This is a genomic window from Rhodococcus sp. KBS0724, assembly GCF_005938745.2.
Taxonomy (GTDB): Bacteria; Actinomycetota; Actinomycetes; order Mycobacteriales; family Mycobacteriaceae; genus Rhodococcus_F.
Genome location: NZ_VCBX02000001.1, coordinates 6,032,394 through 6,049,262 on the forward strand (window position 1 = coordinate 6,032,394; position 16,869 = coordinate 6,049,262).

A 16,869-nucleotide genomic window follows, 5' to 3' on the forward strand; every position below is an offset into this window, starting at 1 on the left:
TCAGCCCTTAGAAGGATCAGTAGAGTGCAAAGAGGTTCGCGCTGGAACAGAAACCCCCATGCGCTCCAGCATGATACGAGGATCTACAGGAGGGGTCAGGTCTCTGAGTTGATCAGCACGTTGAGTGGCCGATCGTCGGCAAGCTTCGTCGTTCGAGAAGACCCAGAAATCTCCGCGGGCGATTGCTTCGGTCATGTGTTCCGCTGCCTCGACCGGATCGAGTCCGGTTGTTTCGTTGTCACGTTGCATTGCGTCGAACACGGAATTCGCGATGGGGTTGCTCGACGGCGCTTCGCGTTGCGCGGCTCGAAAGATCTCACTTCGAATCGAATGCGGTACTACAGCAGAGACCTGAATCGGTGCACCTGTCAACGAAATATCTTGGTACAGACTCTCAGTCATCGCCAGCACCGCGAACTTACTCACGACATAGGGACCTTGCACGGCTACGCTGTTCAATCCCCCTACAGACGACAGATTGGCGATGCATGCGGGTGTGCCGACCGCCAACATGCGTGGCACAAAGGAACGGAGACAGTAGAAGACACCGTCGACATTGATGTCCATGACGCGCTTCCACCGATCGATATCGACTTCCCAGAGAAGTCCAGCCGTTTCGACACCGGCATTGTTGATGAGCAATTCCACGCTTCCGAACCGCGAGAAGATGCTGTCCGCCATCCCCTCGACGGCGGCCGCGTCGGTGACGTCGATCCCGTAGCTCACTGCGGATCCCCCGGCCGCGTTGATTCCTTCAGCAACCCAGGCAGCCTTGTCGGTGTCGATGTCTGCAATAACGACCGTCATACCCAGCTTTGCGAGATGTAAGACGAATCCTTCGCCGATGCCCGCAGCTCCGCCTGTGACAACTGCTGTGCCGGAACCGAACCGACTTCGAGCTTCAGACATCTTTTCTCCCTCTGATCAATACATCCAAACCGAGATCGGTGGGATGAAGACTGGACTGCAGAAAGTCGATTGTTCGACCGAACAGTTCTCTCGCCGGCTCGAGCGTCCCGGTCAGGGTCGCGAAACCGTGCATCATTCCGTCGTATCGCACCAACTCGACTCTCACCCCTGCTCGCATCATGCGTCGGGCGTACTCTTCTGTGGCGTCGCGGGTAGGGTCTATCTCGGCGGTCACGATGAGTGCGGACGGCAGTCCACCGACATCGCGCGCCAGAGCAGGATTCACGTAAGGGGAACTCCGTTCATCCTCTGTACTCACATACTGGTCCCAGAACCACTGGCAGTCTGCGAGTGTCAGCATATTGGTCGAATGCTCCGGGTTCGAGATTCTCATTTCTGCACCACCGTAGAAACTCACCTGGGCGTCTGGCATCGGCAGTCCAAGATCGCGTAGTTGCTGCCCCAGCGTGAACACCAATGTTCCACCAGCACTTTCACCAGCCAATGCCGTTCTCACCCCGGTGGTCTCACCGAGCTCGATCGGTGACGCCTTGATCCAGCACCACACATCTCGGCAATCGTCGAGCGCGGCCGGGTACGGATTCTCCGGCGCCAGCCGATAGTCAACGGACACAACGACAACATTTGCTGCAATACTCAGTTTGCGGAGATACTCCTCGTTCTGATTCAGCCCACCCATCGTGAAGCCGCCACTGTGCATCCATTGCACGACGGGAAGCCTCCGCTCCGCGGAGGGGCGGTAGATCCGAACGGGTATGTCTGCGCGTGACGTCGAAACGATGACATCACGGGACTGATAGATTGGTGTTGTCGGCGGCACCGCAATCCGCCCGAGCACCGAACGTAACTCGGCGAGCGGGGTTCCACTCATCGACTGGGGAAATCGTGCGGCGGCAGCGTCTACGAGGTTCTGCGCGGCGGGCGACAACGGCATAGTGGGAACCTCAACCTCAAACCGCGGAGCTACGCGCGTCGTGATGGGTCGACAACTCCGAGTACACAACCGACTCTCGGGTATCGAGAACAACTTCGAGACTCGCAAGTAGCACGGCGTCGCCGGCAACCTGTGCCGTCCAATGCGCCAGCCCGCTCGAAACAGCGTACGGTCGGCCGTCGACAATTTTGGTCACGAAGATATACGACGAGAATGCGACGGTACTGCCCGTCCTCGCCGTCACGAATATGTTATTGCTGTTGTGACGCAACGGATACGGACTCGCATGCCGATGAGTCTCCTGCCACGCCATCACCTCATCGGCGCCGCGCACGTCACAGCGAATGAAGTCTTCGTATTCCGTTGCGCCGGTATCACTTCTGCAACTGAATGCAAAGTCGTCGACAATCACGCCGCGTAGGGCATCCCGGTTCCACTCGTCGTAGTGGAACCACCAACTACCCACCAACTGGACCAGCTCACCGATTATGGTCCCTGCGTTATCCCTATCGGACGACACTTCGAACTCCTCACTCTGACGACTAACGTTCCGTGACTGAACTCCGTATACGTAGAGACGTTAGTGTGATGGCGCTCTCGTCCGAAAGTATCTGTTCCATTCAGGCGACACCTGCGATGTGCCGCCCGAATTTACATGCCGGACGGGGAGATATTGGGGTTCGCCCATGCCGGCGGTTCACGACGTGGCATAGATCCGTGCCCGTCCAATGTCTTGACATCGAGCTCGTTATGCCACGGAAAATGCAAACTGAACGCTACGAGCCCGGTACGTTCCTCGGCAGGAACAGTACACATCGCGAGGACTGTCTCCACCAGGTATTCAACGGGTTCCGTCTCGTAACCTGTAGGAAGTAGTGCATCGGCGCCCGGCGTCGAGATAGCTGTCGACGGCCCAACCGCATTGACGGCGATGTTGTCGTCGACCAGTTCCGCTGCGAGGCCCTGAGTCAATCGATGCAGGGCAGCTTTGGTTGCCGCATAGATCACGTCACCCGATGTCTTGTTGTACTCGCGGAACGGCCTGATCGGGCTCAGCCCGGTCGACGAACCGATATTGACGATCCATCCCGCGCCGCGGGAACGCATATGCGGGATTGCAGCGTGCGCCAGCACGAATGGCGCACGAATGTAATGCTCAATAGTTCGGTCGAACGTCTCGAGCGACATCTTCTCGACGGTCGAATAGTCCGCAAACCCCGCATTGTTGACCAGGATGTCGATTCCACCGGTGGCCTCGACAACGCGTTCGATCAGGGTATTGCGCGCATCGGCGTCTTCAAGATCGGCCGGAATAGCCAGCGCAATACCACCATTCGCCTCGATCATCGCAACGGTCTCGGCAAGCGAGCCTTCGACCACCACGTTCTCTCCGCCTCGAACCGCCGATGTCGGTCCGGCCGACCGTGCCGTAACCACCACGGTCGCACCCTCGGCCGCGAGGCGGCGAGCAATTGCACGTCCGATGCCGCGACTACTTCCGGTGACCAACGCGGTCTTGCCCGTCAATGTGTATGTCATGTAATTCTCCGGCTCATAGGTTTCGAGGTTGCGTGCGGTCAGTATGAACAAGTCCGGCGCACCACACAGAATGATGCGTGTGAAGTCGAATTGGTTGCCGCTCTCCCGCATAGCGGGAAACGATGTTGACCCACTCCCGCGTGGCGGGAGACCACGTTGACCGCGCTGGCCGCCGATGGACTAATACGAGAGTGATCAGCCTCACTCCGAGGTCTGCCCCTGCCGCGAGCACGCGGATCAACTCTCTCAAATCATCTCCTACAGCGAGGTATTCATGGGTATCGGTACACGTTTCGCCTTCACGAAAATTTTCGCACATGACGTGACGTCACTGGCAGACTTCTACGTGGCAACACTCGGATTGACGGTCAAGGCCCGACTCGACCTCGGCGAGGGCATGGACGCCATCGAGGAGATCATCCTGACGAGCGGCCGTGACGACGACTCCAGCTTGATTCTCTGGCGATACCTCGAGCGCGCAACTCCCACCGCCGGTGAAGCTGTGCTGGGTTTCAACGTTCCGGATATCGAGGAAACGCTACGACTGGCGGAACTGGCCGGTGGTTCGGTAACCGAACCACCCAAGGAATTCACCGAAATGCGAGCCATCGTTGCTTTCGTGAACGACCCTGAGGGACACCTACTCGAGATCGTCCAGAACTTCTAGAGGTCGAAATTACTTCTCAGTCAACCGATTAAGACAATCATGAAGGTAGAGATGTCGAGACGTCGAACAACCTCAGCAATTGCAGCATCAGCCATCGCATCGGCACTGCTCCTGACTTCGTGCTCCGGAGCGGGGACGGCGTCAGTTAGCGAACCCGCCGGTGAACCGCAGCGCGGTGGAACCATCAACTACTCGTACAACACCGAACCTCAGTCGGTGGATCCGGCTACGTGCGCTATCGGTATCGGTCTCGCGCCCTGCCAGGCTGTGTTCGGCGCCCTGATGTATTACGACATCGAGTCGGGCGAATTCGAACCTGGAATGGCCGAGTCACTCACCACCGAGGACGGTCAGACCTGGATGCTCGAACTGCGCCCGAACATGACCTTCACCGACGGAACACCGTTCGACGCAGACGCCGTCGCGTTCAACTGGCAGCGTATCCTCGATCCCGCCCTCCTTTCGTCGAGCGCTGTGACTGCAAAGTCGATCTCGTGGGAGGTGATCGATCCACAGACTGTCAAGATCACCGCCGACAAGGTCAATCACCAACTGCCGCTGTCTTTCACAGAGGACCTCGCGTTCATCGGATCTCCCACGGCTATCGCGGCGAAGGGCCCCGATTTCGGCAACTCCCCGGTAGGCGCGGGACCGTTCACACTGACCTCGTGGTCACGTGGTAGCGAGATGGTTCTCGATCGTAATCCGAACTACTGGGACCAGCCGCGCCCCTACGTCGACCGAGTCGTGATGAAGACAATTGCCGCGGACGATCAACGGTTCAATGCCTTGCAAGCCGGCGAACTCGACATCATGGCTGTGACACTTCAGAAGTATGCCGATCGGGCTGAAGCCGCTGGGCTGAAGGTCACGGCGGCAAATCTGATGGGGGGTGGTGGTGTTCGCATTGCCAACCGCGGCGCCTTGGCCGACCAAGATGTTCGTGATGCAGTGGGCAAGCTCATCGACAACGAACAGATTGTTGCTGCCGTCTATTCGGGCGAACCTGTGGCAACGGCGTTCTCGCCGGAGAACAGCCCGCTCTACGATCCCGAGGCCACCTGGCCCGAACGCGACGTCGAGGGAGCCCAAAAGCTCATCGACGGCTACCGAGCACGCAATGGTGGCCAGGACATCGTTCTGAAGTACGTCACTGTGGCGGGCAGCCCCGTGTTGGCGCAGGTTTCCGAACTGCTGCAGGCCCAACTCCAGGAAGTAGACGGGCTGAAGCTCGAAATCGCAGCCCTCGACGGCGGAGCGTTTGCCTCTGCGATGATCGGCGGCAACTACGATCTCATCGTCAGTAGTCTCGGCGGAGCCAATCCCGAGCGACTGTACAAGGTTTTCCATACCAACGGATCAAGCAACAACAGCGGCTACTCGAACGCGGTGGTCGATCAGGCACTTGACATCACTCACTCGTCGAACGATCCAGCCGAGGTCGAAGAGGCCTATAAGACAGCGATACGTGAACTCGTAGACACTTCGGCATACCGATTCTGGCTACATGCCGTCACTCGAATGCTGACCGCACAGGACGTCAATGGTGTCGAGGTCGCATACCAGTACTGGTTCCGCCCCGAGCTTGCCTGGATCCAGCAGTAACAACGCTCGGCGGAAGGTGAATCCGATGGTGAAGAGCCGGAACGTAAGTCGGTATCTGGCCAAGCTGGCAGCCGTGCTGCTGCTGGTGAGCTTGGCGACATTTCTCCTCTTGGAGTTGATTCCGGGAGATCCGATCGATGCCTTGCTTCCGGACGGGGCCACAGAGGAGATGCGGGCCGCGGCGAACGAGCGATTCGGCCTCGACGGACCGATGTTGCAGCGATACTTCGAATGGCTCGGTAATGCCTTACAGGGCGATCTCGGGCGATCGATTCAATCGCAGGTACCGGTGGCCGACGCGATAGTCGAGCGTCTACCCGTCACTCTGGAACTTGCTTTTGTGTCGATCCTGCTCGCTCTGCTCATTGCCGTTCCTGTGGGCGTGTACTCGGCTTACCGGCCCGGCGGTCTCGTCGACCGGGTAACAACACTGATCTGCGCTGTGACACTGTCGATTCCGAGCTTTCTCCTCGGTGTGCTGTTGGTGTTTGTTTTTGCAGTCACCCTGGGTGCGCTTCCTGTCACCGGATGGACTCCGCTGTCCGAGGGATTGGTTCCCCACCTGCGCAGCCTGGCACTTCCCGTGATAACCCTTGCCGCTTTGGAAGCAGTCGGCTTCATCCGGTTGCTACGCAACGATATGATCGCAACACTTCAGCAGGATTTTGTACTGTCGGCCAGAGCACGTGGGCTTTCCGCTCCGCGGATTCTATTGGCCCACGCATTGCGCCCATCCGCCTTTTCTCTCCTGACGGTCATGGGAGTAGCACTCGGACGTCTGATCGGCGGAACCGTGATCGTGGAGTCAATCTTCTCGCTTCCTGGACTGGGTTCCCTTGTGCTGACATCGATCACCGGCCGAGACCTGTTCATGATCCAGGGCATCGTTCTGGTCGTCGCCGTGGGATATGTACTCCTCAACGCACTGGTGGACCTCACCTATCCATTGCTAGATCCGAGAGTGAGAACAACATGAGCGATGCTCGATCATCAGGCGACTCCACGACTGTCGATGCCTTGCCGCAGGTCTCCTTCGAAGGACCGACTGGCCTGGAAGGTGACTCACTCACGCTCCCCGCTGTATCAGAAGAGGTTAAACGTCGACGCCGCCGGCGGCGAGACGTCGGTGCCGGGCTCGGTGCAGCATGGATGGTAATCATCGTTCTTGCCGCGGTTTTTGCGGACATACTGCCGCTTCCGGCATATGACCAGATCAGCAATGTCTACTCGCTACCTCCCTTTCAAGACCTGAGCCACATTCTCGGCACCGATCAACTCGGCCGAGATCAACTCAGTAGGGCGCTCTACGGAGCGAGGGTCTCGCTTGCCGTGGCAATCGGCGCAACACTGTTGGCGCTCACGGTCGGCACCGTCGTGGGTCTTCTCTCCGGGTACTTCCGCGGTGCAGTCGATACGATATTGGGCATCAGCACCGATGCGGTGCTTGCCTTTCCGCCGCTCATCTTGCTGATCGCCCTGGTTGCGGTGCAGGAACCCAGCGCTACTACCTTGGCACTGGGACTCGGTGCAGTTGGCGCTCCTACCTTCGCCCGAATCGCGCGAGCCAACACTATCGCTTTCGCCTCACGGGAGTTCGTCACTGCAGCAAGGTCGATGGGTTGCACCGACCTGCGGATCATCACTCGGGAAATTCTGCCGAACGTACTACTGCCCGTGGTCTCGTTTGCCACCATCGTCGCCGCTGGGCTTGTCGTAGCCGAGGGTTCCTTGAGCTTCCTGGGCCTCGGCATTCCCCCACCGACCCCGAGTTGGGGTGGCATGATCGCTGCCGGTCGCGAAAGTCTGTACGAAACACCATTTCTGGTTCTCGTGCCGGGTGTCTTTTTCTTTCTGACGGTATTTTCTCTCAACCGCATCGGCGACTGGGCTCGCGGCCGTGTGGGTCGGGAGTCTTCGCTGTGACTCCTGAAGGCAGGCAGAATGCCATGACAACAACACTTGACGCAGTTGACATAGTCGACGAGTCGACACCGTCGGTTCTCGAGGTGTCCGATCTACGGGTGTGGTTCGATACGCCACGCGGCATGGTCCGAGCCGTGGATGGCGTCACTCTCGACGTGCAAGCGGGCCGCACCCTCGGCGTGGTGGGCGAGTCGGGATCCGGGAAATCGGTGCTGTCGCGAGCTGTGATGAATATCCTCGCACCGAGCGCTGTCATTCAACCTCGATCGCGAATCGAGATCGAGGGCCGGGACACCGCATCTCTGTCCAAGGCGCAGGCTCGCGATCTGTGGGGGTCACGCGTTGCCATGGTTTTCCAGGACCCCATGACGTCGTTGACGCCGGTCCTGACTATCGGGCATCAGTTGACCGAGACACTGCGGCGTCATATGAATCTGAGCAAGGCCGAGGCTCTGACCCGGGCAGAGGAACTCCTCATCTGGGTCGGTATCCCGGACCCGCGGAAGCGTTTGAACCAATACCCGCACAACATGTCCGGCGGTATGAGGCAACGTGTGGTCATCGCACTCGCACTCGCATGCTCCCCTCGCTTGCTCATTGCAGACGAACCCACCACCGCGCTCGATGTGACGGTCCAGCATCAGGTTCTCAACCTGTTAGCCCGACTTCAGGGCGAGAACGGCATGTCGATGATTCTCATCACGCACGATCTCGGTGTCGTGGCCGGCCGCACCGACGAGATAGCCGTGATGTACGCCGGACGCATCGTCGAACAAGCTCCGACAAGGGTCCTCTTCCGAGAAATGCGTCATCCGTACACACAGGCCCTGCTCCGGTCGATTCCACGGTTCTCAGACCCTAGTCACACTCGCCTTCATGCAATTCCCGGACGTCCGCCGTCTGTAATCGACCCGGAGCCTGGTTGCGCGTTTGCCGCCAGATGTCTCCACGCACGCCCGCGATGCCTGGTCGAAACGCCGGCGTTGGCTCCCACCGACGGGGTCGATGATCGTCACCGGCATGCATGTTTCTTTCCTGTGGGGACTCCGTCCGGGGATCAGGCTGTCGCCTACAACCTGCGCGAAGGTCGTTCTGCAGCAGGTCTTCCCATCGACGAAAGGAACGTGCTCTGACATGGCCGGTACTGGTACCGCGCATTTGAGAGAGGCCGAGAATCCGGTACTTCGAGTGCACAATCTTGTTGTCGAATACTCCACCGGAGGCGGCGAGAAGTTCGCGGCCGTAGCCGATATCAGTCTCGACATACTTCGCGGCGAAACGCTGGGGTTGGTGGGCGAATCCGGTTGCGGCAAGTCCACAGTCGCAAAAGCAATCATGCAACTTCCCAGACCGACGTCCGGTAAGGTGCTATTCGACGGCCGTGACCTCGCCGCGATGTCCGCTTCCGAGTTGCGATCCGAGCGTCGCAGGCTGCAAATGATCTTTCAGGACCCAATTTCTTCACTCAACCCACTCCGACGCGTTAGGCATATCGTTGCCGAAGGCCTCGACGTAGCGGGTAAGGGCAGTCGCTCCGAACGAGCTGCGGCGGTAGACGACATGTTGTCGGTCGTAGGGCTGGATCCGGAGGTCGCCGGAGATCGTCGGCCACATGAATTCTCCGGTGGTCAGTGCCAACGGATCTCGATTGCTCGAGCCATCGTTGTCGAACCCGATCTGGTTGTGTGTGACGAACCGGTGTCTGCACTTGACGTCTCGGTGCAGGCGCAGATCCTGAACCTCCTCGAAGACATGAAGCAAAGGTATGGATTGACACTTCTGTTCATCGCCCACGACCTCGCGGTGGTGAAGAACGTCAGCGACCGAGTGGTGGTGATGTACCTGGGAAAGATCTGCGAGGTCGCTTCCCCGGACTCGCTGTATGCAGCACCTCGCCATCCGTATACCGAGGCTCTTCTTGCCGCAATTCCCGAACCCGACCCCATGGCGACGCCCACCGAAGATGCACTGGTCGGCGAACTGCCGTCACCACACGATCCGCCCAGCGGTTGCAGATTTCGCACGCGATGCCCGAGGGCGGATTCGCTCTGTTCCGCAGAGGAACCCGTGATCCGCGAAGTTGAGCCGAACCATTTTGTCGCATGCCACTTTCCACTGTCCGAACCGAACGATAGGAAGCAGCCATGACTACAAGCACACGCCATCCCATGACACCAGCGGTGCCACCGCAGTTCATCGAGAACATCTACACGCCCGACGAGACGGCAGTTCTCTTCGACATCGTCCGTAACAACGGACCGTGGCGACTCATTGCAGCTCACCATTTCAAAAGCGCTGAGGAGTACCTCGCCGTCTCGGGACCGAAGAATCGCGATCCTGACGTAAAACTGGAGTTGTCCGATCTCCTGACACCGACATTCCGCAGCTACTTCGGTGATCGGGGCGTGGCCTATGAGAACAAAGCGCACGAACTCTACTTCAACCGACGTCTCCTCGACATGATCAAAGGCATCCACGGTGCCACTTATGCGGTTCCGGGCAGCTACCTATTCAACCTGCGCGCACCGGCACACAGTTACGATGCCGGTCACTTCGACGGCGCCAGTTGGCGCGGGGTCGACATGGGCAACGCTCCTTTGTGGCTGATCAGCGTCATGGCCAAGTCCGGATTGTTCGAGCGCTGGGAAATCAAGACCGGCCAGGTTATCTCGTACTACTACAACTCCGACATCGATGGCGGTTTCACCTACTGGCCTGATGGCCCGGACCTCGCCCCCCGTCGATTCGCCGCGCCGTTCTGGAACAGCGGACTTCTCACCAACAACGAGAAGATGTTCCATCGGGGTGAGGCGAGCGGTCCGCGGGACAAGCGGTCCATACCGAAGCTCCAACTCGATTCCGTCATAGAAGGCGCCGGCACCGACGAATGGGTCATTCGCAACGGGCCCGAAGAGATCGCCCGATATCACGATGACGATATGCGCTTTCTATTTCATTACAGCGCAAATGTTTTCGATGATCTCGCCGATGTGAAACGCTACCTTGATCACACCGACGATCTGACGGTCGAACAGGCGCTCGGCATGCTGATCGACGACCTCGACGCCCGTGGTGTCTCGTACACAAGCCCATCGGATCCGCTGAACGACGCCGACTTCGTCGCGACACTCACGCGCGCATACGCGATGGCTCCGGCGGACTACCCCGCAGAAGCTCCTCTGGACATCATGCGTAGCGCGCGCTCAGGCAAGTCCTAGCGACAACCCACGGATCCGTGCAAAGTCTCCCGCTACGCGAGACGACCATTTCTGTACGGGTTTCGACCAGAAGTAGGTTAAATAGTATGGCAGGCGAGAAGGTATACGTGATCGACCGGATTATCACGGAACCAGGGTGTGGGAAGAAGTTCGTCGATGCGTACACAACCGAGTACGTACCCGCCGCACAGCGCCGCGGCATGACCCTGGCAAGTGTTCTCGTGAGCCCCCCGCTATGGGTCGAGGATGAAACCAACATCGTGACAATTACCTGGACCGTGGAGGGAACGTCCGGCTGGTGGAACATGACACGCCAGGGTCGAGCCGATCCGGAGTCCAGCCAGTGGTGGGAACGGCATTCTGCATTGATAGTCGAGCGCAGTCGCACCATGGCCGCTGAGGCAGCCGATATCGAGGGGCTCTCCGATGTATAACGTCACACGAATTGTCCATGCCGACAAAAGTGCATCTAGCGAGGCCTGGGACGAGGCCGTTGTCTCCGTGACAGCTGCGGGCGAAGGGGCCGGTGCTATCCGCCAGGTTGTATCGAGAACTCTGCCAGGAGTAATCAACGGCGGCGATTTGATCGTCCACTTACAGTTCACGGACGAAGCATCGTGGAAATTAGCGAGCGGCGCACTCGACGGCAGCTTCGTTCATCCGGCGATCGAACGGTTCCACGGCGTCGAGTACCGCTCAGGATCGGCCGGACGGTCGACGATCAACACTTGTAACGGTGTTTACCGAACGTTGCTCCTGCGAGTTGCGCCAGGCACCGAACCGAGCAGCGTCGAGCATTTCGAAAGCGATTTGTTGCGGATGCCTGCGCTCGTCTCGTCTATCGGTGCATGGCGGCTGAGCCGTGTCACAACGGCCGTCGGTCCGACGCCGTGGACACATGTGTGGGAGCAGGAATTCACCGATCATGCTTCATTGCTCGGACAGTACCTCGATCATCCGATCCATTGGGGTGTCGTAGACCGTTGGTTCGATCCGGAGTGCACCGACGTCATCGTCCGCGATCGTGTCTGCCACAGTTTCTGCTCGATCGACGACATGGTTCTTGCCGGCGATTGACACGACTGCAGAAAAGAAGTCCCGTATCAGCGTCTGTGACGCTGATACGGGACTTCTTCGTTGGTCGTGGCTAGGACAACCCACCGTCAGAACAACGTCCTGACCATCTGTAACTCAGGGCACCCGCGTCACTGCGCGAGTCGACGACGATTCGCCGGGAATCGGCGACGGCAAATCCTGGGGAACGAGGACACATCGTGTCCCGGTGAAGATAGTTGTCATGCATTTGTTGTTGTGATTGCAGAGCGAACGAACCGCTGAGTCCGCCGCGATTCGGTTGATCAGGTCCGGCTCCCGTAGCAGCGCACGTCCCATCGCGACAAACTCGAAACCTTCCGCCATCGCACGATCCATGGTCTGCTTGTTCGTCACACCGCCGAGAAGAATCATCGGCATGTCGACCGCTGCTCGGATCTGCAATGCATCGTCGAGTAAGTACCCGTCGTAGTAGGGGTACTCGCGAAGGACATGTTTGCCGACAAGCTTGATTCCTGATCGAACAGGTTCCGGCACAGCAGCAGCGAACTCGGCGATCGGGGAATCCCCCTTGAACAAGTACATAGGATTGAGCAGCGAACTTCCCGCTGTCATCTCCAGAGCGTCGACAGTGCCCGACTCCTCGATCCATTGTGCGACCTGACATGCCTCGTCGATCCAAAAGCCGCCAGGGACACCGTCATCCATATTCAATTTGGTGATGATGCCCAGGCGATCCTGTGCTGCCTCACGGACCTCGTGAAGAATCTCGAGCGCCAGTCGGGCTCGATTCTGCAGTGAGCCACCGTATTTGTCATCCCGACGGTTCAGTTTCGGACTGAGGAAGGAACTTGCCAGATAATTGTGCCCGAGATGCACCTCGACAGCGTCGAATCCTGCGTCGATCGCCATCCGCGCAGCATTTCCGTGCGCCTTCACGACCCTTGTGATGTCTTCTCGTGTAGCTGGGCCGACAGCGCGAAAGAACTGCTTGTTGAAATGCCGACTCGGGGCGATGGGCCGAGTGCCAGTCGACTTCCCGTTATTGACCGGCCCCGAGTGTCCTATCTGAGCCGAGATCGCCGCGCCCGCATCGTGAACCGCATCGGTCAGCTTGCGGAGACCTGGCATAGCCTCGTCGCGCCACACGATCTGATGGCCGTCGGTGCGTCCATCAGGTGCCACGGCGCAGTAGGCAACGGTCGTCATGGCAACACCGCCACGGGCATGTGCGACGTGGAAGTCGATCAACGGGTCGGTGACCAGACCGTCGCGAGCCATATTCTCGTAAGTGGCTGCCTTGATAGTGCGATTACGCAGGCGAACCGGACCAAGCTTCGCCGGCGAGAAAATGTCGGGTCCATCAGATCGAGTCATGTCTTCTCTCATCGTTCAATTACTTGCCGGCGGAAATAGATTCAGATAAAGAAAAGCCCCGTTCGGGCGAGAACGTAAACACCCGAACGGGACTCGTAAGCTCACTCTGCCGCGTTTGCAGCCATCTCCTTGGCCCACAACCACTCGTGGCCCCAATAGCTGTCCGCAGTGATTTCTTCCGACGTGTAGTAACTCTCGTCGACCAGGGCTCCCTCGGTTCCGAACTCGATGTCCCAGCCACCCGGAACCCGGACGTAGAACGAGATCATCTTGTCGTTTGTGTGTCGGCCCAGGGTCGACGAAACAGGGAAGTCCCGTTTCATCACCTGGTCCAACGCACGTCCAACCGTGTCCAGATCCTCGACCTCGACCATCACATGCACCAAGCCTGGGTCTTTGCCTTCTGGAACAGGCATCAGAGCAAGACTGTGGTGACGCTGATTCACTCCGAGGAACCGGATGCGCATGGGCCCGTACTCCGGCGGAGCCGGCATTCGGAAAGCGCCTCGGGGCAGGAATTCCAGTGTCTCGGTGTAAAAGCGATACGTTTCGTCGAAATTCGGGCTCGGCACGACGACGTGACCCAAGCCCTGATCACCCGTAACGAACTTCTGACCGTAGCCGGTCAGTACAGGGCTGTGATCGAGCACCGGCCCGTGGAAGAACTCCAACGGTGTTCCGCCCGGATCGTCCATCGAGAATGCCTCCTCGACACCACGGGCATCGGCTTCTTCGAGGGACATCGGCTTGACTACGTGCCCCAAACCCTCGAGTCGCTCGCGAAGTCGCGCAAGCGCCGACTGATCACGAACCTCCCATCCGACGGCCGTCACCCGGTCGATCGCAGCCGGTGCGATCACCAGACGCGCACCACGCTCATCCATCCGTAGGTGTAGCGCTCCCTCTTCGGGGCCGGATCCTTCGGCGAATCCCAATACGTCGAAGGCCAACTCCCGCCATCTGTCGATGTCGGTTGCGTCCACCCTGACATACCCCAGGGCCTTGATCTCGCTCATATTTCCTCACTGACTTTGAATGATACTGCGCAGGAATAACATCGACGCCTAGATCATGATGCGTAATGTTCCCTGCGGCTCTGCCCCGAGTGAACTGAGCGCCGACGAGTGGTACGGAATACTCGACACGTGAATAGCGTGGTGCAGACCCGCATGCGCATCTCGCCAGAATCGTTGCAGCGGATTGTCGTTCCGAAGTGCATTGCCGCCTGATCGGTCGAAAATCTCGTCGGCAGCACGCACGGCACGCCAGGCCGCGCGAGTCTGGTTCCGCCGCACAAGTGCTCGTTCCTCGAATGAAATCGTTTGTCCTGCATCAACCTTGTCGAATATGCGGTCGACCTGACTCAACAACTGCTGCCGCGATGCGTCGATTTCCGATGCGGCCTCACCCAGGGCATGCAAGGTGTATGGATCATCCTTGATCGCTGCGCCCGTTGCTCCGACACGCTCCCGCTGATATGCAATCCCCGCGGCGAGAACACCTTCCGCGATCCCGATAGTGGCGGAGGTAATCCCCAGCGGGAACATCGTCGACCAGGGCATCTTGTACAGCGTTTCGGTGACGCCGTACTCCTGCGCAGCAGTACCGTCGATGACCTTACCCGCATCCATTACTCGATAGCTCGGAATAAATTGGTTTGTGACAATGATGTCTTTACTTCCGGTACCGCGCAGGCCAACGACATCCCAACTGTCGTCGACTATTTCGTAGTCGGATCGAGGCAGAATGACATGCAGCCCCTGCGGTGGCATGAGCGGCGCACCGTTCTTGTCGCCGATCATCGCTCCGAGGAAGATCCAGTCACAGTGGTCGGTACCGGAAGAAAACTGCCAGCGACCGGACATGATGTAACCGCCGTCAACCGGGGTCGCGACGCCACCCGGCATGTACGGCGATGCCTGCCACGTGTCACTGTCCGAACCCAGCACTTCCTGCTGAACCTTGGGATCCGCCATAGCCAACTGCCACGGATGTACGCCGACGATGCCGGCCACCCAGCCCGCCGAACCGTACACGCTGGCTGTCTTCATCACCGCTTCGGAAAAGTCTCGGGGATGTGCTTCGAACCCGTCGTACTCCTTGCGTGCAAGCATGCGGATGATCCCAGAGTTCTTGAGACCCTTCGCCATGTCGTCGGGAAGTCGACCTAGCGACTCTGCTTCTTCTGCGCGAGCACGCAGGTCGTCTGCGAGAGCGACGATGTTGTCAAGAACTTGATGGCTCACAGTGCTTCTCCTGAAAATTTTCGAAATGTGTCGGGACTCAGGGCGCGGGCGCCGGAATCGCGCTACGTCCGGCAGCTAGGTTGGCATCGATCTCTTCCTGCCAACTCGTCAATGCGCGTTCGGTGTCGATCTCGTACTCGAAACGATTGACCATTTCCGGTTCGATGTCTTCGACATCGACGTAGAATTGCTGGTACCAACGGCGCAACTGGTATACCGGTCCATCCTCTTCCGACAGAAGAGGATTATCGATGGGAGACTTGTTCTTCCAGATCTCGATGTCCTGCTCGAAACCTATTGCGACGCCGCCGGCAATCGCGTCCGCGATCCCTGCGGCAACCTCGTCCGACACGCCCTCCGGCTTCTTGACGATGACGCCGTATTGCAGAACGAACGAGGTCGGAGAAATCGGGTAATGGCAGTTGATCAGGATGATGTTCGGGTCATCTTCGAGGGATTCGGTCCACAGTTTGTCAATCATGTACGAAGGTCCGAAATATGATGCATCTGATGCACTTTCGCGGTCATAGTTGCTTCCGATGCTTGCGTCGACAGCGTCAGCTCGTGGCTTCGATCGCATAACTTGGGTTGCAACGTGACCTTCGAAGACATTCCGGAAGTATTGCGGCATCCCGTAGTGGACGTAGAAGAAGTGAGCCATGTCCACTACATTGTCGACGATCTCTCGACAGTTCGACCCTTCGACTTTCAGCGTTTTCCAAGTCCAGTCGGTCCATTCCGGATCTCCATAGACCGCGATTTCGGGAATGGTGACTTCTTCGGTCGGTTTACTACCCTGCGGGTCGTGCCAGACGTACAGCTGTCCGTTGCGCTCGAGAGTTGCCCACGACTTCGTTCGCGCAAGCGGAGGAACACGCCGCGCGTAGGGGATTTCCGCACACTTGCCATCACCCCTCCAGCGCCAATCGTGGAACGGGCAGGCGATCGTGTCACCTTTCACGGCGCCGAGTGCCAGATTCCCTCCCATATGTGGGCAGAAGGCATTGAGTACGTTGACTTTTCCGTTTTCCCCGGCGAAAACAACCAGCTCCGTTCCGAACGCGGAGATCTGGTGCGGCTTCCCGTCCTTGAAATCGCGTAGCAACCCTAGACAGTGCCAACCACGGGCAAACCGGACCGGAGGCGCTCCCGCCTCGATTGTTCTTACCTCTTCGGAATTCGTTGCGGTAGAGCTCATGTGAAACCTCCTGCATTTCGATCGTAAAGCGCCCCGAAGGTGAATGTGATCAGCCTCTCAACGAAATCCCGACCACAGATGGCGCGTTCCCGAAGAGCGGGAGAGTTATCGGACTAGCGACCGACTCGACTGGTCACAACACACTCGGAGCATCAACGCAAATGCCCATACACTAGTGA

Annotated in this window: 17 protein-coding genes; 9 read left to right on the forward strand and 8 right to left on the reverse strand. The window is 58.6% G+C overall.

What is annotated here, in order from left to right:
* The 4 genes from FFI94_RS27765 to FFI94_RS27780 all read right to left on the reverse strand — a co-directional run bounded on the left by FFI94_RS27765 (nt 1) and on the right by FFI94_RS27780 (nt 3,403).
* Nucleotides 1-909, reverse strand: coding sequence for an SDR family NAD(P)-dependent oxidoreductase (locus FFI94_RS27765; protein ID WP_138870647.1), 909 nt, complete (start codon nt 907-909; stop codon nt 1-3).
* The gene (locus FFI94_RS27770; RefSeq protein WP_138870648.1) at nt 902-1,864 is read right to left on the reverse strand and encodes an alpha/beta hydrolase; all 963 of its coding nucleotides are present in this window, start codon (nt 1,862-1,864) and stop codon (nt 902-904) included. The genes FFI94_RS27765 and FFI94_RS27770 overlap by 8 nt, the downstream gene beginning before the upstream one ends.
* 16 nt (nt 1,865-1,880) lie before the next feature.
* Complete coding sequence (locus tag FFI94_RS27775; RefSeq protein ID WP_260684389.1) at nt 1,881-2,384, reverse strand: hypothetical protein; 504 nt, start codon at nt 2,382-2,384, stop codon at nt 1,881-1,883.
* 131 nt (nt 2,385-2,515) lie between these two features.
* Complete coding sequence (locus FFI94_RS27780) at nt 2,516-3,403, reverse strand: SDR family NAD(P)-dependent oxidoreductase (protein ID WP_138870649.1); 888 nt, start codon at nt 3,401-3,403, stop codon at nt 2,516-2,518.
* Nucleotides 3,404-3,677: 274 nt separating this feature from the next.
* On the opposite strand from FFI94_RS27780, the gene FFI94_RS27785 reads away from it, so the two are divergent.
* From FFI94_RS27785 to FFI94_RS27825, 9 genes are all read left to right on the forward strand, one after another.
* Nucleotides 3,678-4,070, forward strand: coding sequence for a VOC family protein (locus FFI94_RS27785; protein ID WP_138870650.1), 393 nt, complete (start codon nt 3,678-3,680; stop codon nt 4,068-4,070).
* Between the two features lie 51 nt (nt 4,071-4,121).
* Entirely contained in the window at nt 4,122-5,675 is a 1,554-nt protein-coding gene (locus FFI94_RS27790) for an ABC transporter substrate-binding protein (RefSeq protein ID WP_138870651.1), read from the forward strand.
* A gap of 25 nt (nt 5,676-5,700) precedes the next feature.
* Nucleotides 5,701-6,651: an ABC transporter permease gene (locus FFI94_RS27795; protein ID WP_138870652.1), complete on the forward strand. Its 951-nt coding sequence runs from the start codon at nt 5,701-5,703 to the stop codon at nt 6,649-6,651.
* A 173-nt stretch (nt 6,652-6,824) separates the two neighbouring features.
* Complete coding sequence (locus FFI94_RS27800; RefSeq protein ID WP_260684390.1) at nt 6,825-7,598, forward strand: ABC transporter permease; 774 nt, start codon at nt 6,825-6,827, stop codon at nt 7,596-7,598.
* A gap of 23 nt (nt 7,599-7,621) precedes the next feature.
* Nucleotides 7,622-8,731 carry an ABC transporter ATP-binding protein gene (locus FFI94_RS27805; RefSeq protein ID WP_138870654.1) on the forward strand — a complete coding sequence of 370 codons (1,110 nt, stop codon included), beginning with the start codon at nt 7,622-7,624 and terminating at the stop codon, nt 8,729-8,731.
* Between the two features lies 1 nt (nt 8,732).
* A complete protein-coding gene (locus FFI94_RS27810) occupies nt 8,733-9,746 on the forward strand; it encodes an ABC transporter ATP-binding protein (protein WP_138870655.1) in 1,014 nt (337 codons plus the stop codon).
* The gene (locus FFI94_RS27815; RefSeq protein WP_138870656.1) at nt 9,743-10,816 is read left to right on the forward strand and encodes a hypothetical protein; all 1,074 of its coding nucleotides are present in this window, start codon (nt 9,743-9,745) and stop codon (nt 10,814-10,816) included. Before FFI94_RS27810 ends, FFI94_RS27815 begins: the two co-directional genes overlap by 4 nt.
* An 86-nt stretch (nt 10,817-10,902) precedes the next feature.
* The gene (locus tag FFI94_RS27820) at nt 10,903-11,250 is read left to right on the forward strand and encodes a hypothetical protein (protein WP_138870657.1); all 348 of its coding nucleotides are present in this window, start codon (nt 10,903-10,905) and stop codon (nt 11,248-11,250) included.
* The gene (locus FFI94_RS27825; RefSeq protein WP_138870658.1) at nt 11,243-11,893 is read left to right on the forward strand and encodes a Dabb family protein; all 651 of its coding nucleotides are present in this window, start codon (nt 11,243-11,245) and stop codon (nt 11,891-11,893) included. The genes FFI94_RS27820 and FFI94_RS27825 overlap by 8 nt, the downstream gene beginning before the upstream one ends.
* A 114-nt stretch (nt 11,894-12,007) precedes the next feature.
* Here the strand turns inward: FFI94_RS27825 and FFI94_RS27830 are convergent, their stop codons facing one another.
* From FFI94_RS27830 to FFI94_RS27845, 4 genes are all read right to left on the reverse strand, one after another.
* The gene (locus FFI94_RS27830) at nt 12,008-13,246 is read right to left on the reverse strand and encodes an NADH:flavin oxidoreductase (RefSeq protein WP_138870659.1); all 1,239 of its coding nucleotides are present in this window, start codon (nt 13,244-13,246) and stop codon (nt 12,008-12,010) included.
* A gap of 101 nt (nt 13,247-13,347) precedes the next feature.
* Nucleotides 13,348-14,262 (reverse strand): VOC family protein, encoded by a 915-nt coding sequence (locus FFI94_RS27835; RefSeq protein WP_045065228.1) that lies wholly within the window; start codon nt 14,260-14,262, stop codon nt 13,348-13,350.
* A 48-nt stretch (nt 14,263-14,310) separates the two neighbouring features.
* A complete protein-coding gene (locus FFI94_RS27840; protein ID WP_138870660.1) occupies nt 14,311-15,492 on the reverse strand; it encodes an acyl-CoA dehydrogenase family protein in 1,182 nt (393 codons plus the stop codon).
* Nucleotides 15,493-15,529: 37 nt separating this feature from the next.
* The gene (locus tag FFI94_RS27845) at nt 15,530-16,690 is read right to left on the reverse strand and encodes a Rieske 2Fe-2S domain-containing protein (RefSeq protein WP_138870661.1); all 1,161 of its coding nucleotides are present in this window, start codon (nt 16,688-16,690) and stop codon (nt 15,530-15,532) included.
* Nucleotides 16,691-16,869 lie beyond the last annotated feature (179 nt).

Coding starts and splice junctions, on each gene's coding strand:
- FFI94_RS27845 (WP_138870661.1), bottom strand. CDS start 16,690: ATGAGCTCTACCGCAACGAATTCCGAAGAGGTAAGAACAATCGAGGCG.
- FFI94_RS27815 (WP_138870656.1), top strand. CDS start 9,743: ATGACTACAAGCACACGCCATCCCATGACACCAGCGGTGCCACCGCAG.
- FFI94_RS27765 (WP_138870647.1), bottom strand. CDS start 909: ATGTCTGAAGCTCGAAGTCGGTTCGGTTCCGGCACAGCAGTTGTCACA.
- FFI94_RS27790 (WP_138870651.1), top strand. CDS start 4,122: ATGTCGAGACGTCGAACAACCTCAGCAATTGCAGCATCAGCCATCGCA.
- FFI94_RS27795 (WP_138870652.1), top strand. CDS start 5,701: ATGGTGAAGAGCCGGAACGTAAGTCGGTATCTGGCCAAGCTGGCAGCC.
- FFI94_RS27805 (WP_138870654.1), top strand. CDS start 7,622: ATGACAACAACACTTGACGCAGTTGACATAGTCGACGAGTCGACACCG.
- FFI94_RS27800 (WP_260684390.1), top strand. CDS start 6,825: ATGGTAATCATCGTTCTTGCCGCGGTTTTTGCGGACATACTGCCGCTT.
- FFI94_RS27825 (WP_138870658.1), top strand. CDS start 11,243: ATGTATAACGTCACACGAATTGTCCATGCCGACAAAAGTGCATCTAGC.
- FFI94_RS27810 (WP_138870655.1), top strand. CDS start 8,733: ATGGCCGGTACTGGTACCGCGCATTTGAGAGAGGCCGAGAATCCGGTA.
- FFI94_RS27820 (WP_138870657.1), top strand. CDS start 10,903: ATGGCAGGCGAGAAGGTATACGTGATCGACCGGATTATCACGGAACCA.
- FFI94_RS27835 (WP_045065228.1), bottom strand. CDS start 14,262: ATGAGCGAGATCAAGGCCCTGGGGTATGTCAGGGTGGACGCAACCGAC.
- FFI94_RS27785 (WP_138870650.1), top strand. CDS start 3,678: ATGGGTATCGGTACACGTTTCGCCTTCACGAAAATTTTCGCACATGAC.
- FFI94_RS27770 (WP_138870648.1), bottom strand. CDS start 1,864: ATGCCGTTGTCGCCCGCCGCGCAGAACCTCGTAGACGCTGCCGCCGCA.
- FFI94_RS27830 (WP_138870659.1), bottom strand. CDS start 13,246: ATGACTCGATCTGATGGACCCGACATTTTCTCGCCGGCGAAGCTTGGT.
- FFI94_RS27780 (WP_138870649.1), bottom strand. CDS start 3,403: ATGACATACACATTGACGGGCAAGACCGCGTTGGTCACCGGAAGTAGT.